Origin of the sequence: Pontibacter lucknowensis, from assembly GCF_900156415.1 — a bacterium.
Lineage (GTDB): Bacteria > Bacteroidota > Bacteroidia > Cytophagales > Hymenobacteraceae > Pontibacter > Pontibacter lucknowensis.
This window is the reverse complement of the sequence record NZ_FTNM01000001.1, coordinates 122919-138237: the sequence shown is the minus strand read 5'-3', so window position 1 is coordinate 138237 and position 15319 is coordinate 122919. Positions and strand designations below refer to the sequence as shown.

The 15319-nt window shown below is 50.4% G+C and carries 12 protein-coding genes; 10 read left to right on the top strand and 2 right to left on the bottom strand.

Annotation, left to right across the window (positions count from 1 at the left end; translation table 11 throughout):
- Positions 1 to 122: 122 nt before the first annotated feature.
- The 5 genes from xerD to BW972_RS00500 all read left to right on the top strand — a co-directional run bounded on the left by xerD (position 123) and on the right by BW972_RS00500 (position 7918).
- Positions 123 to 1022, top strand: coding sequence for a site-specific tyrosine recombinase XerD (xerD, locus tag BW972_RS00525; RefSeq protein WP_076420370.1), 900 nt, complete (start codon positions 123 to 125; stop codon positions 1020 to 1022).
- A 238-nt stretch (positions 1023 to 1260) separates the two neighbouring features.
- Positions 1261 to 2910: a beta-N-acetylhexosaminidase gene (locus BW972_RS00520; protein ID WP_076420369.1), complete on the top strand. Its 1650-nt coding sequence runs from the start codon at positions 1261 to 1263 to the stop codon at positions 2908 to 2910.
- A 114-nt stretch (positions 2911 to 3024) separates the two neighbouring features.
- Positions 3025 to 4053: a quinone-dependent dihydroorotate dehydrogenase gene (locus BW972_RS00515; RefSeq protein WP_076420367.1), complete on the top strand. Its 1029-nt coding sequence runs from the start codon at positions 3025 to 3027 to the stop codon at positions 4051 to 4053.
- A gap of 569 nt (positions 4054 to 4622) precedes the next feature.
- Positions 4623 to 7241 carry an FtsK/SpoIIIE family DNA translocase gene (locus tag BW972_RS00505; RefSeq protein WP_076420363.1) on the top strand — a complete coding sequence of 873 codons (2619 nt, stop codon included), beginning with the start codon at positions 4623 to 4625 and terminating at the stop codon, positions 7239 to 7241.
- Positions 7242 to 7273: 32 nt separating this feature from the next.
- Positions 7274 to 7918 (top strand): outer membrane lipoprotein periplasmic chaperone LolA1, encoded by a 645-nt coding sequence (locus tag BW972_RS00500; RefSeq protein ID WP_007658122.1) that lies wholly within the window; start codon positions 7274 to 7276, stop codon positions 7916 to 7918.
- A 67-nt stretch (positions 7919 to 7985) separates the two neighbouring features.
- On the opposite strand, the gene BW972_RS00495 is transcribed toward BW972_RS00500, so the two are convergent.
- A complete protein-coding gene (locus tag BW972_RS00495) occupies positions 7986 to 8384 on the bottom strand; it encodes a hypothetical protein (RefSeq protein WP_076420361.1) in 399 nt (132 codons plus the stop codon).
- A 179-nt stretch (positions 8385 to 8563) separates the two neighbouring features.
- Between BW972_RS00495 and pyrF the strand changes: the two genes are divergently transcribed.
- Positions 8564 to 9394: an orotidine-5'-phosphate decarboxylase gene (gene pyrF / locus BW972_RS00490; RefSeq protein ID WP_007658126.1), complete on the top strand. Its 831-nt coding sequence runs from the start codon at positions 8564 to 8566 to the stop codon at positions 9392 to 9394.
- Between the two features lie 112 nt (positions 9395 to 9506).
- A complete protein-coding gene (locus BW972_RS00485) occupies positions 9507 to 10139 on the top strand; it encodes a pyridoxamine 5'-phosphate oxidase family protein (protein WP_007658128.1) in 633 nt (210 codons plus the stop codon).
- 114 nt (positions 10140 to 10253) lie between these two features.
- On the opposite strand, the gene BW972_RS00480 is transcribed toward BW972_RS00485, so the two are convergent.
- Positions 10254 to 11897 carry an ABC-F family ATP-binding cassette domain-containing protein gene (locus tag BW972_RS00480; protein WP_076420359.1) on the bottom strand — a complete coding sequence of 548 codons (1644 nt, stop codon included), beginning with the start codon at positions 11895 to 11897 and terminating at the stop codon, positions 10254 to 10256.
- Between the two features lie 96 nt (positions 11898 to 11993).
- On the opposite strand from BW972_RS00480, the gene BW972_RS00475 reads away from it, so the two are divergent.
- The 3 genes from BW972_RS00475 to BW972_RS00465 are packed head-to-tail and all read left to right on the top strand — an operon-like array spanning position 11994 to position 15299.
- Entirely contained in the window at positions 11994 to 13283 is a 1290-nt protein-coding gene (locus BW972_RS00475) for a DUF2851 family protein (protein WP_076420356.1), read from the top strand.
- Positions 13280 to 14623, top strand: a complete 1344-nt coding sequence (locus tag BW972_RS00470) for a hypothetical protein (protein ID WP_076420354.1) — start codon at positions 13280 to 13282, stop codon at positions 14621 to 14623. Before BW972_RS00475 ends, BW972_RS00470 begins: the two co-directional genes overlap by 4 nt.
- A 40-nt stretch (positions 14624 to 14663) precedes the next feature.
- Positions 14664 to 15299, top strand: coding sequence for a NeuD/PglB/VioB family sugar acetyltransferase (locus BW972_RS00465; RefSeq protein ID WP_007652573.1), 636 nt, complete (start codon positions 14664 to 14666; stop codon positions 15297 to 15299).
- Positions 15300 to 15319 lie beyond the last annotated feature (20 nt).

Here is a 15319-nt window from a genome sequence, read left to right as displayed (position 1 = left end):
TAGGGGTGTTTTGTGATTTCAGCTCAATTAAGCGGATGCAATTTAAGTATTAACTATCTTTGCTTTGATTTTTTTGACAAAAGAAAGTTTTGTCAGCTCCTCTTTTGCCCAAATTCTACCTTATGAAGTGGTCCATCTGCATTACCCAGTTCGAGCAATACCTGCGTCTCGAAAAGTCCCTTTCCGGTAACTCCGTGGAGGCATACCTGCGCGATATCCGCAAGCTGACCGATTTTCTGGAGATCAAAGGTATAAACGTGCAGCCAGAGCAGATGACCCCGCCTATACTACGGGAATTTCTGGAGTGGGTAGCTGAGTTAGGTATGACGCCGCATTCGCAGGCACGCACACTGTCAGGTATACGGGCTTTCTACAAGTTCCTGATTATGGAAGACATGCTCACCGCGGACCCGACTGAGACCATCGAAGCCCCGAAGCTGAGCCGCAAGCTGCCGGATACGCTGCACTTCCATGAAATAGAGCAGTTGCTGGCCGCCATCGACCTTTCTACGCCAGAAGGGACCCGTAACAGGGCTATGCTGGAGACGCTTTACAGCTCCGGACTGCGTGTGTCGGAGTTACTGGAGCTGAAGCTGAGTAACCTTTACGAGGATATGGGCTTCCTGAAAGTGGCCGGTAAAGGCGACAAAGAGCGACTGGTGCCGATCGGACGCGACGCACTCAAGCACATCCAACTATACCGCGAAGGGGTGCGCTGCCATCTGACTATCAAAAAAGGCCACGAAGACTTTGTGTTTCTGAACCGTCGTGGCGCTAAACTCACACGGGTGATGGTGTTCACGATCATCAAAGACCTGGCCGCCAAAGCAGGTATACAGAAAACGGTAAGCCCCCATACCTTCCGCCACTCCTTCGCCACGCACCTGATCGAGGGCGGCGCCGATCTGCGTGCCGTGCAGGAAATGCTGGGCCATGAGTCCATCACTACCACCGAGATCTATACCCACCTCGACAGGGATTACCTGAAGCAGGTGATCAAGGATTATCACCCGAGAAGCTGATTTAAGTTTAGGAGTTTGGGATTTTGGGAGAGTAGGAGGTATAGCCTGTAGGGACAGGATGCGACCTGTCCGGATCCTGCACTGGATTCATATACCAGACATCAACACTTGACGGGCGGTACTCTTAGAAAATGTGAAATTTACAGTGCCATGCCATTTGTAGAAGGCATCCTGGCAATCCCGTTAAACCAATCGTTTTTCCAGAAGTCAATAAGCAACACAATTTCAAAATACCCGCATGCGATCTACTTTCATCCGAATATTCACCACTGCCCTGCTTTCTTTAGCTATACCTTTTCTCACCACCGCTCAGTCTGTGGATGACATTACACCGCGACCTGTGGAGGTGATCAAGGAGGCCAGAGGGCATGTAACCATCGACGGAAAAGCCCACATCGTGTTTGACAAGCAGTTCGGAGCGCAAGCTGATTTTCTGAAAGAAATGCTGTCCGCTCAAACCGGACTGAACCTGCCGGCATACCCAAACACACCTGATAAGCCCAAAGCCAGTCATCACATCCGACTGGTTTTCGACAACAAGACCATCGACAAAGCCGAGATGTATACCTTGACCGTGTCAGGTAAGGACGTGACCATACGCGCCAAGGACACAGGCGGTATGGTATATGGCATTCAGACATTGCTGCAACTGTTCCCGCTGAAGCAGGTAAGGGAAGTGAAGATCCCGGATGTGCATATCAAAGACTATCCTCGCTTTTCTTACCGCGGCATGCACCTGGACGTGGTGCGGCACATGTTCCCCGTGGAGTTCATCAAGAAGTACATCGACTACCTGGCTTTCCATAAGTTCAACACCTTTCACTGGCACCTGACCGACGATCAGGGCTGGCGCATCGAGATCGAGTCTTACCCGAAACTGAACACGATCAGCTCTTGGCGAAAGGAAACCCTGATCGGGCACTTCAAAGACGAACCGGCCAGGTATGACGGCACCCGTTACGGCGGCTATTATACCAAAGACGAAATACTGGAAGTAATTAACTATGCTTCGGTGCGCGGCATCAACATTATACCTGAAATCGATATACCTGGCCACAGCCGCGCTACCATTGCGGCTTACCCCGAACTGAGCACCCGCCCTGACACTACCTGGAATGTAGCTACTACCTGGGGCATGTATAACCGCCAGAACAATGTGTTGCAGCCGAATCCGGCAACGTTCCAATTTCTGGAGACGGTGTTTAAGGAAGTAGCCGACCTGTTCCCATATGAATACTTCCATCTGGGCGGCGACGAGACCAGTAAAAAATGGTGGAAAGCTGATCCGGTTTCGCAGCAATTCATCAAAGACCACAACCTGAAAGACGAGAAAGGACTGCAGACTTATTTTGTAGAGCAGGTGGCAGGTTATCTGGCTGCCAAAGGCAAGAAAGTGATCGGGTGGCACGAGATTCTGGAAGGTGACCTGAGCACATCGACACTGATCATGAACTGGGGAGGAGAGAAAGAGGGGATAACTGCCGCTACCCGTGGCCACCAGGTGATCATGGCGCCAGGCAAGCCGCTATACTTCGACCACTACCAGTCCAAAGACCCTAACGACAGCTTGGCCATACACGGCTACAACCCGCTCGATGCTGTGTATAATTTTGAACCTATACCTGCGGCATTGCGCGAGCGCAAACTGGACCACTATATTATCGGGGCGCAGGCCAACTTATGGACGGAGTACATCGGCAGCGAAGCCAAAGTAGAGTACATGGTTTTCCCGCGCATGACCGCCTTGAGCGAGGTGCTGTGGTCACCAGCCGAAAAGAAGAACTTCACCGATTTCAAACGCCGACTTAACACGGCCATCATTCCGCGCTATACCTTCTGGAAGGCCAAATACTTCCCCAACTTTGAGCAGTGGACGGCGGATAAATAATTTTTCAGCTTTCTGTTTCTAAGAGGCAGACCTCACAGATGTCAGAAACACTGTGAGGTCTGCCTCTTAGTATTTATCTTTGCGGGCAGCTAACCAAACCCAAAAACCGCTGCCGTGTATAAGAGCCTCCTTCGTCCGCTACTTTTCAAATTAGATCCCGAGAAAGTTCACTACCTTACTACCGATGCCTTACGCACGGCATTTGGCCTTCCTTTTACTAAAAGCATCAGCCGCAGCATGTTCCGGGTGGAGGACAAGCGACTGGAGCGGGAACTCTTCGGATTGAAATTCCCCAATCCGGTTGGATTAGCCGCTGGCTTTGATAAAGATGCTAAGTTAGTGGATGAGCTTGGGGAGCTTGGATTTGGCTTCATTGAGATCGGGACACTCACCCCAAAACCACAGGAGGGTAACCCGAAGCCGCGCCTTTTCCGTCTTCCGGAAGATCAGGCCATCATCAACCGCATGGGCTTTAACAACGAAGGCGTGGAAGCAGCCGTGGAGCGATTACGAAAGCGCAAAAGCAACATCATTGTGGGTGGCAACATCGGCAAAAACAAAATAACACCAAACGAGGAGGCGCTCAACGACTACCTGTACTGTTTCAAAGCACTTTATGATGTCGTCGATTATTTTGTCGTAAACGTAAGCTCTCCCAACACCCCCGACCTGCGTGCCTTGCAGGAAAAAGAGCCGCTGCAGCAACTGCTGATGGCCCTGCAAGAGCTAAACAATTCCATGCCAAAGGCCAAACCCCTGCTTTTGAAGATTGCCCCAGACCTGAACGAGGCTCAGTTAAATGATATAATCGAGATTGCCGTGGCTGCCAAGCTGAGTGGTATTATTGCCACCAACACCACCATCAGCCGCGAAGACTTGCACACCCCTGGAAGCCGCGTAACCGAAATCGGAGCAGGAGGCCTCAGTGGCAAACCGCTTACAAAACATGCTACCGAGATCATTCGTTACCTGCGTCAACACTTGCCTGCGGAAATCAAAATTATCGGCGTGGGCGGTATTATGACGGCAGAGGATGCTGTGGAGAAGTTAGAGGCCGGTGCTGACCTGGTGCAGCTATATACCGGTTTTATTTATGAAGGACCGGCGCTGGTTGCTAATATTAATAAGAGGTTGTTGAAATAAATCGTCCTACCGAGGGAGTAGAGGAGCCTTTGCTGGTGTAGCAGTGGCTGTAGGTATAGCAAATTGGATTGTTTTATAGCTTCGCCTGTGCGGCGGGCACTTACTTTTTTCCTTGATGAAAAAATCGAGGGGCCCTACTCCCAGTAAGCAAAAAAATCAAGACGATTTTGAACTCGCTGACCACTCAAACAAAAAATCGTCATTGGTGCACCTGGCTCAGGTGAGCCTGTTTCATAGCTTAAGTGGTAAGTTACCTTTTCAATGCGTGCCAGTGGACTGTAAGAGGTGTAACAAAGCTTATACCTGTGGAGGGGCAGTGGCAGAAAGCTCCCACACCTTTGCCAAGGAGGAACTAGAGGTGATTTGCCCCGACACCTGTGAAAATCCTGTTTATCCTTAAATCCTGTGAATCCTTGGGGGTAGGGCCCCTATGTGAAGATTCAGACAGTTGAGAAAGTCGAAGCCAAGTCTATTTCAATTTTTTAGCACATTTCCTGAAAAGCCTTCGGATTTGCTGAGCGGCGTGTGCCGAAAAAATGTAAATTTGAAATCTTAATTAGTCGAAGGGTATGGCAAAGAACACTTACAGAAACGATGCAGTGAGCACGGGAAGGGCGAGAAATGAGGTGCGTGGACGTAATGAACCACGCGGCAGCGCCTCTACCAGTGAAAAGCCCAAGCAGAAGAAAGCTAAAAAACCATTTTTTAAGATGCCGTCTTTCAGGCTGAACCTGAAAGCGCCCGCTTTTTTGTCTGATCGCCGCTTCAAGCTGTTCATTGGCTTCTCATTACTGCTGATCTCCTTTTTTATGACCATCGCGTTTGTGTCTTACCTGTTCACAGGGGCCGCCGACCAGAGTGTGGTGCAGTCTGTACAAGGCACGGGGCTGAAAGAGTCAGGGCAGGAGGCTGAGAACTGGCTGGGCCTGTTCGGTGCCTGGGTTTCCCACTATTTTATTTATGACTTATTAGGTATAGGAGCCTTTTTCCTGATACCGATCTCCTTCTTCGCTGGCAGCCGCATTGTGTTCCGCTGGAAAACTGTTTCTATGTCGTATGTGCTCGGGCTTTGTACGTTCAGTATGCTATGGCTGAGCCTGACTTTGGGGTATATCGTGCTCACAACGGGTACGGTAAGTGAATACGGCTTCATGGGCGGAGGTATAGGTATAGAAACGGCCATTTGGCTGAGTAGCCTGATCGGCTGGGGTAGTGGTTTGCTGCTCGGCTTCCTGTTATTGATTTTCCTGGTCTTCTTCTTCAATATCACGAGCATCAACTGGAGCAAACCAGCAACTGAGGACGAAGAGGGTGAAGTGGCAATTGACAGAGGAAGTGCTTCGTCGCTGCGCGATGTGGTGCACGGTTATGCCCGTAACATCAACCACAACGCCGACCCGACTGCTTCTTTGGATGCCGAGGAAGAAGAGGAGATTGAATTCGATGAAGATGAGGAAGAAGCGATCAACCGTGCCTTGGAGATGGAGCTGAGTTCGCTCAAGCCAGAGCCCCCAAAGCCTGCTGCACCTGCACCAACGCCTACGCTGGAGCTCGATATTGAAACTGAATTTGAAGAAGAATTAGCAGAGGCTGAGTTTGATACGGCCGAGGGTGAAGAAGATGACCTAGATCTGCAAATCGAAAAGACACCGGAAGAAGAAGCAGCCGACGTGCTGGCCACCGAAAACTACGACCCGACACTGGATCTGGCCCGCTACCAGTACCCGACTGTCGACCTGCTCAATGACTATGGCAGCAGCAAGATTCAGGTAACCAAGGAGGAACTTGAAGCTAACAAAGACAAGATCGTGGCCACACTTGGCCACTATAATATAGGTATAGCCAGCATCAAAGCGACCATCGGCCCGACGGTGACACTTTATGAAATCGTGCCGGATGCCGGGGTGCGTATCTCTAAGATCAAGAACCTGGAAGATGATATCGCCCTGAGCTTAGCGGCTTTGGGTATACGAATTATCGCGCCTATACCTGGCAAAGGTACCATCGGTATAGAGGTGCCGAATACGAAGAAGGAGATGGTGTCGATCAAGTCGATTCTGTCGACGGAGAAGTTTATGAAGAGCGAGATGGACCTGCCAATCGCCTTTGGTAAGACCATTACCAACGAAGTGTTCATCACCGACCTGGCCAAAATGCCGCACTTGCTGATGGCAGGTGCTACTGGTCAGGGTAAGTCAGTTGGTCTGAACGCTATTCTGACCTCGCTCCTGTACAAGCGCCACCCTTCGCAGCTCAAGTTCGTGCTGGTCGATCCGAAAAAGGTGGAACTCTCGCTGTTCAATAAGATAGAGCGTCACTTCCTGGCCAAGCTGCCGGACACAGAGGAGGCGATCATCACCGACACCAAAAAGGTGGTGAACACGCTCAACTCGCTCTGTATGGAGATGGACATGCGCTATGACTTGCTGAAAGATGCTGGCTGCCGTAACCTGAAAGAGTATAACAAGAAGTTTGTGGAGCGTAAGCTAAACCCGAAAAAGGGACACAAGTTTATGCCCTATATTGTGCTGGTAATAGACGAGTTGGCAGACTTGATGATGACAGCCGGCAAAGAGGTGGAAACGCCAATTGCCCGTCTGGCGCAGCTGGCCCGAGCCATTGGTATACACCTGGTAGTAGCCACACAGCGACCGTCGGTGAACGTTATCACGGGTATCATCAAAGCAAACTTCCCGGCGCGTATCTCTTTTAAAGTAACCTCCAAAATCGACTCCCGCACCATTCTGGATGCAGGTGGCGCTGACCAATTGATCGGTCAGGGTGACATGCTCTTCTCGATTGGTTCAGATATGATTCGTATTCAGTGCGCCTTTGTAGACACGCCGGAAGTGGATCGTATTTGCGACTTCATTGGCGAGCAACAGGGGTATAACGATGCCTACCTGTTGCCGGAGTTTGTGGGTGACGAGAGCGGCTCCGAAAAAGCAGACTTCGACTCAAGCTCCAAGGATCCAATGTTTGAGGAAGCCGCCCGCATTATCGTACAGCACCAGCAGGGCAGCACTTCGCTTTTACAGCGTCGCCTTAAGTTGGGTTATAACCGTGCCGGCCGCCTGATCGATCAGTTAGAGGCTGCAGGTATAGTGGGGCCCTTTGAAGGAAGTAAGGCCCGTGAAGTTTTAATTCCGGACGAGTACAGTTTGGAACAGTTATTGAATACGCTGTAGGAAAGAATAAAACACGACACTCAAATAACATCATGAAAAGAGTATTATCCCTTTTGCTGGCAGTATTTATGTTTGTGAACCTGGCGAATGCGCAGCAGGACCCGAAGGCAGGCAAGATACTGGACCAGATGAGCCAGAAGTACAGAAGTATGAAAGCTTTCAAAGCTACTTTTGCACAGACACTGGAGAACCCTTCTGCCAAGGTAAAAGAAACGATGGAAGGAGATATTTTGGTAAGCGGTCCGAAATACAGACTAGCCGTGAGCGGACAGGAGATTATCAGCGATGGTAAACTGATGTGGACTTACCTGAAAGAGGTAAACGAAGTGACCATCACAGAAACCGACGCGGAAGCAGAGGCCATGGCGCCGAGCAAGATTTTCGACATGTATAAGAAAGGCTACAAGTATGCCTATGCTGGTACCGAAAAGCAGGGTGCTGACACTTATGACGTGATTGAGCTGGCTCCTGAGGACCGTAGCAATCCGATCTTTAAGGTGCGCCTGCACATCAACCAGAAAGACAAGTCGCTGAAGAGCTGGCAGATGTTCCGTAATAACGGCAATCGCTATACCTATACCATCAAAAACTTCCAGGCAAACCCTGAGCTGGCTTCTGACGCCTTCAGCTTTAACAAGGCCAAATACAAAGGCGTGCAGGTGGTAGACTTACGATAACCCAACCGATTTATGATAAAAGAAAAGAGTTGCTCTATTAGGGCAGCTCTTTTTTTGTATCATAAATTTAAAAGTCCCCGACGTCTATCGTTGCAACAATAAACCCCACTTGAGGAGTGGAACGGAATTTCAAGGTATAGATGCCTGCCTCTGTCGGTCGGAAGGTATAGGGAGCCGTACGGATCGGCAGATCATCGGTGCAAACGTTCCCTTGATACTTCGCCACCACCCTTATGACCGTCTCCTTGCCAGAAGAGCTGACATTAAACGAGCCGAACTGACCACAACCTCCGCTAACCTGAAAGTGAACATCCACTGTCACGGTTTCACCTACTTGTGCAGTTGCAGGGGCTTCTACGCGAACAATGGGAGCAGGGCGCTCTTGTGCCGGAGGTTCGGAATCTTCTTTGGAGCATCCGGTGGCAATCAGAAGAATAAAGGCGAGGGTGCACAGGTGTCGTATCATAGTTTTTTGGTTTAAGGTGCTACTTACTATTTCGATTCCTTTTGTGCGGATAAGGTTGCAAGACCTAACAGATCTAGCGTAACAGTATCAATTAGTGGCCTGTGCAGGTATAAAAAATTTGTAGCTGCCCTTAAATAAACTAGCTTTGCTATACCTGAACTTTAGCTCCTATACCTATCATGACCAGAGAAAAGCTGTTTGAGCAGATCCTCCAGAAAAAATCATACCTGTGCATTGGTCTCGACACCGATCCCAAACGTTTGCCCGAGCACCTGCTCGACCACGAAGACCCGGTATTTGAGTTTAACCGCCAGATCGTGGAAGCCACTGCTGACCTGTGTGTAGCCTATAAGCCGAATATCGCCTTTTATGAAGCGCAGGGTCCGAAGGGTTGGGTAAGCCTGGAGAAAACGCTGGAAGTGATACCGGAAGAGATCTTCACGATAGCGGACGCCAAGCGTGGCGACATTGGCAATACCTCGGAGCTTTACGCCAGGGCCTTTTTTGAGACGATGAACTTCAATGCTGTGACCGTGGCACCTTACATGGGCTCCGATTCTGTGAAGCCATTTCTGGTGCAGCCGGGCCGCTGGGTGATTTTGCTGGCACTCACGTCTAACCCGGGCAGTAAGGATTTTCAGATGCTCAAATTGTCGGATGGTAACGAAGAGTACCTCTTTGAGCAGGTCCTGCGTGAAAGTGCCAACTGGGCCAGCGTAGGACAAATGATGTACGTCGTGGGTGCCACGCAAGGCGAGTATATTGAACGGGTGCGTGCCATCGTACCAAATCACTTTTTGCTGGTGCCGGGAGTTGGCGCACAAGGCGGTAGCCTCGAAGAAATCTCCCGACTTGGCATGAACCAGCAGTGCGGCCTTTTGGTAAACTCGTCCCGCGCCATCATCTACGCTTCCTCCGGTCGCGATTTTGCTGACCGTGCCCGAGAAGCAGCTTTGGAAGTGCAGAAGGAGATGGAGCAGTACTTAGATCAGTATGTAACGCATTTGTAGAGATACAGAATTAAGTTCTTTTGAAATAACATAAACGCCATACCAAAGCTAAGCATCCAGGTATGGCGTTTATGTTTTATATTGTGGTAGGTATAGATAAGAAGACAATAGCATGAGCAATCAGTTTTCAGAGATCATCAGTACGGTAGAAGATTTACAGGCTTTGCTGGGTACACCGAGCGATTTGGTCAACAACAAGTCGATAGACTACTTAGATTCACATTGCCGTGACTTTATATCGAAGGCATCTATGCTGTTTGTAAGTACAAGTGACGCAGCAGGTAACTGCGATGTGTCTCCTAGGGGTGATGCGGCTGGCTTTGTGCTGGCCTTGGACGAGAAGCGACTGGTTATACCTGAGCGGCCCGGCAACAAACGATGCGACACGCTTCGGAATATTCTGGAGAACCCAAAGGTTGGCCTGATCTTCATTATTCCGGGTCTGGAAGAAACGCTTCGTGTAAATGGCAAGGCTTGTATCATTAAAGACGAAATCATCCTGACGCAACTTGCGGCGCAAGGCAAAGTGCCCGTTGTAGGTATAGGGGTGGAGGTAGAGGAATGCTACATCCATTGCGCAAAAGCATTTAAGCGGTCAAGTCTTTGGCAGCCCGAGCAGTGGCCTGCGCAGGAAACCCTGCCCCGTCCTGCCGCTATCCTGGCAGATCATATTAAAAAGCCTGACTATAGCGAAGAGCACATCAAAACGGTACTTAAAGAAAGCTACGAGAAGCGCCTGTACTAGACCTTACATCCAGGCTGCTGTTACAAGATAGCAATCCATGTCTTTCTGAGCTGTATCTTTAAATGCTTCAGGTATAGCTACTAATAAAAAAGGCCCCATCACAGGGGCCTTTTGTTATTTTGCTACGGTGCGTTCTATCTCCCGCAAGTTCTCCATTTTCTTATTTCTTAGGAAGCCATTGATGTCTTCGAAGTGCTCACGCACACGCTTGTTGCCAAACTCAAATACTTTATCTGCCAATCCGTCGAGGAAGTCACGGTCGTGCGATACCAGAATGATGGTACCTTCGAAAGCCTTGAGCGCGTCTTTCAGAATGTCTTTGGTCTTGATGTCGAGGTGGTTGGTCGGTTCGTCAAGGATGAGCAGATTTACCGGCTGTAACAACAGCTTGATCATTGCTAATCGCGTTTTCTCGCCACCTGACAGCACTTTCACCTTCTTCTCGATGGTGTCGCCGCTGAACATGAAGGCACCCAAGAGGTCCTTCACACGGGTACGGGCATCGCCTACGGCAATCTCGTCGATGGTTTGGAAAATGGTCAGTTCGCCATCGAGCAGGGCAGCCTGATTTTGGGCAAAGTAACCGATCATGCAGTTATGACCTAGTTGCAGCTTGCCTTCAAAATCGATCTCACCCATAATGGCTTTCACCATCGTCGACTTACCCTCACCGTTCTTGCCCACAAATGCCACTTTCTCACCACGGTTGATGGTCATGGAAGCGTCTTTGAATACGGTATGGTCACCGTACTTTTTGGTCAGTTCCTCCACAATAACAGGGTAATTTCCAGAGCGCGGTGCCGGCGGGAATTTAACATTCAAAGCAGAGGTGTCCACTTCGTCTACTTCCACAATCTCCATCTTCTCGAGCATCTTCACGCGCGACTGTACCTGCAGTGTCTTAGAATAAGTACCCTTGAAGCGATCAATGAAAGTTTGGATATCGGCAATCTCTTTCTGCTGGTCGTCGAATTGCTTCTGTTGTTGCTCGCGGCGCTCTTTGCGCAGTTGTAGGTATTGGCTGTAGGTAACTTTATAATCGTAGATGCGGCCCATCGTCACTTCGATGGTGCGGTTGGTGATGTTGTCCACGAAGGTCTTGTCGTGTGAGATCACGATTACAGCCTTGGCATTGTTTACCAGGAAATCCTCGAGCCACTGGATGGACTCAATGTCGAGGTGGTTGGTCGGTTCGTCCAGCAGGATCAGGTCTGGCTTTTGAAGCAGGATCTTGGCCAGCTCGATACGCATGCGCCAGCCGCCGCTGAACTCGTTGGTAGAACGCGTGAAGTCTTCGCGGGAGAAGCCCAAGCCTTTTAGTGTTTGCTCTACCTCGGCGTCGAAGTTAATCTCCTCGATGGAATAGTACTTTTCACCTAGCTCCGATACCTGCTCGATGATCTTGTAATACTCATCGGAGTCGTAGTCGGTGCGGGTTTCCAGTTGTGCGTTGAGCTCGTCCATCTGCTTTTTCATGTCGAGCACTTTGGCGAATGCCTTAGACGCTTCTTCGAACACGGTACAGTTGTCATCGGTGAGCAGGTGCTGCGGCAAGTAGGCGATTACGGCATCCTTCGGCGCCGACACCTTGCCACGGGTGGGCTTGCTGGCGCCCGCTATAATTTTGAGCAGCGTAGATTTGCCTGCACCGTTTTTTCCCATCAGGGCGATGCGGTCGTTTTCGTTGATGTTGAAAGAAACATTGCTGAAAAGGGCCGCACCATTGAACTCCACGCTCACCGCGTCAACTGAAATCATAATCGTTTAATTTTAAGGGGGCAAAGATAGGAAAGTTTAGGAGTTAACTCCCAAACTCTTCACTCGTAAACTATTCCCAACTCACAACCAAGACACATGAAAGAAGAGTTCCTGCACTACATCTGGCAACATCAGTATTTCGGAAAAACGGATTTATACACGGTGGAGGGGGAGCCAGTGCAGGTGCTGCGGGTGGGAATGTACAACACGGATGCAGGGCCGGATTTCAAAGAGGCCATCATTAGAGTAGGAGAGGTGGAGTGGTCGGGGAGTGTGGAGATTCACCTGCGTGGCTCCGACTGGCGACGGCACCAGCACCAACTCGACTTCAAGTATAACCAGGTGGTGCTGCATGTGGTATGGGAAGCTGACGAGGCGGTAAAACGTACTGATGGCACTTTTATACCTACGCTCGAACTGAAAGACCGCGTAAATACTGCCCTGCTGCAAACCTATGAGCAACTGCGGCGGGCACCCTTTGCTATACCTTGCGCCGGCTTTTGGCCACAGGTGCCTGACATCACCAAAACCATGATGCTGGGGCGTGCCCTTACAGAGCGACTGGAGCTAAAAGGGGAGGAGGTGCTGCAGGTATACCATCAGCTTGGCAATGACTGGGAAGCCACCGCTTTTCAGGTGCTGTGCAAGGCCTTTGGCTTTAAGATCAATCAGGATCCTTTTGAGCGGCTGGCCCGGGCACTGCCGATGCAGGTGGTGCGCAAGCATCAGCACGACTTGTTCCAACTGGAGGCACTGCTGTTCGGGCAAGCTGGTTTTTTGGAGGAACCAACATACGAATACAGCACCAAACTTGCCAAAGAACATACCTACCTGAGCCGTAAGTATAACCTGCATGAGCAGGCGATGCAGCGGCACCACTGGAACTTCCTGCGCATGCGGCCTGCCAATTTCCCGACCGTGCGATTGGCGCAACTCGCTGCACTGCTTCATAAATACAAAAGTCTGTTTTCCACGATCATCCGAACCGAGGGCGTCAGGAACTACGATGCACTGTGGCAGGCGCCGGTATCAGCTTATTGGCAAAAACATTATACCTTTGGGGCAGAGTCGAAGGCGGTGCAGGTGCAGCTGGGCAAATCGAGTGCGCAGAATTTGACCATCAATGTGGCAGCACCCTTGTTAGCAGCCTATGCCATGTATACCGACCAGTTGGAGCACCTCGACAAGGCCGTGGACTTACTTGAAAAGGTGAAAGAAGCCAGCAACCGTATCACACGGCAGTATGAGGAGCTGGGCTGGAAAGCTGCTTCCGCCGCTGATAACCAGGCTGCCCTCGGACTCTACAAACGCTACTGCCAGCCAGTCAACTGCCTGCGCTGCGCCATTGGCAACAAGATTATGAAGCAAAATCTACCAACTACGTGAGTATACTGATTTACGGCCTGAACCTGCTGGTGCTGGCTGGGCTAGTTTGGTGGCTCTGGAAACAGAACTGGAACACCGGATTGCGTCCATACTTTTTCCCGACGCTGCTACTCAAGCTTGCCTGCGGACTGCTGATTGGGGTATTGAGTTTTTATGTATTCGACAAAGGCGATACGCAGCTCTATTACAAGCGTGCCCTTATGATGACTGACCTGGCGCATGAGCAAGGGGTAGGCAGTTATCTGCATTATCTCTTCTTTAATGACCCAAGTGGCACACCGCTACAGGGGCTGCAAAAGCCGTTCTATGAAAGCGCCTGGAACATGCCCCGGCTGCTTAGCGTGCCCATGCTGCTGACCAATGACAATTACTATCTCAGTTCGATCTACCTGTCTCTGTTCAGTTTTGCCGGGTTGTGGTTTTTTGTAAATGCGCTGGCCCGGTATTTTTCAACAACAGCTATACCTGCCGTAGTGGCTTTTCTGGTTTTCCCTTCGGTCGTGTACTGGTCGTCAGGGGTGCTGAAAGAAAGCGTGTTGATGGGTGGGATGGGGCTGCTGCTGGGCAGCACGCTATACCTGCTGTTCGGGAAGCTGGAGCGCAAGCCCGTGCTATACCTGTTGCTGGCGGCGCTGGGCTTATACCTGATCTGGCTTGTGAAATACTTTGTGGCGGTGGCCCTTGCGTTGACGGTGGCTTTAGCTTTACTCTTAAAGCTGATTTTTTATAGCCCAAAACTGGCGCATATCCACTGGCTGCTGAAAGGTCTTGCGTTGCTGGTGCTATTCTCAGGTATAGCCTGGCTGGGTACGCAGCTGAATCCGAATCTGAACCTGGAAGGCCTGCCGGATGTGGTTTATGGAAATTACCAGGTCAGTTTGCTGGCCTCGCAGGGCAAACCCCGCATCGACTTTCCTTTCCTGGAGCCGACCTACCTGAGTTTTGCGCTGCACTCACAATTGGCATTTATCGGGATGCTGTTCCGACCTTTTATCTGGGAGGTGTACAATGTGCGCACCTTTGCAGCGGCTCTGGAAAATACCCTGTTGCTAGTGCTGGCCTTCGGCTTCCTGCGCGACCTGTTTGAGTCGGGACGTGTAAAGTGGCGCTATGGCTACCTGCTCACGGCGGTGCTCGTTTATGTATTTGTGATGGGCGTATTGCTGGCGTACAGTATGCCGAATCTGGGCACACTCAACAGGTATAGAGTAGTCGTGCTGCCCTTTGTTGTATACCTGCTGCTGCTCTGTAAAACCAATAGCGAGCTGCTCCGCTACCTGCTGCCTGTTCGTCAGCCGCAGCATGAAGAAGACGAGCCTGCACAAATCGCTGCAGATTAGCACTAATCTTCGTACCTTTGCACCTTATTTGAAATAGGCTATGCAAAATCCGGTAATTATACTTGGTGCCCAAAAACTGGGTACGGCAGCTCTCGATATATTCAACAGCAACAATGTGGTCGTGTATTGCTTCCTCGACGACAGCAAGGACCTGCAGCAGCAGGAACTCAATAACGTGTCGGTGATGAGCAGCACAGAAGACAGCGAGTTCCTGAAACTGATCGGCAAAAAATGCGACGTGTTTGTGGCCGTAGAGGATTCCGCCGCCCGCAAAGGTCTCATCAAAATGCTCAAAGATGAGTACAAGGTAGTACCTGTCAACGCCATCCATAAATTCAGCGCAGTATCAGAATTTGCCTGGCTGGGCCATGGCAACATGATCGGGGCTGGAGCCATCGTGAATAACAATGCCAAAGTAGGCAACTACAATGTGATCGAGTCGCGTGCGCTGGTTGATACCAAAGCCGAGATCGGTGACAATGTGCAAATCGGTGCAGGTGCAGTGATTAACTCTGAAGTAATAATAGAAGACGGTGCCTTCATTGGTACAGGCGCGGTGATCGTGTCAGGTGTGAAAATCGGCAAGAATGCCCGTGTAGGTGCGGGTTCTGTAGTAGTAGCCAACGTGCCTGCCAAAGCCACCGTGTTCGGCAACCCAGCTGCGCCGGTTAAGTAAACTTTTTTGCCGGCATCTGC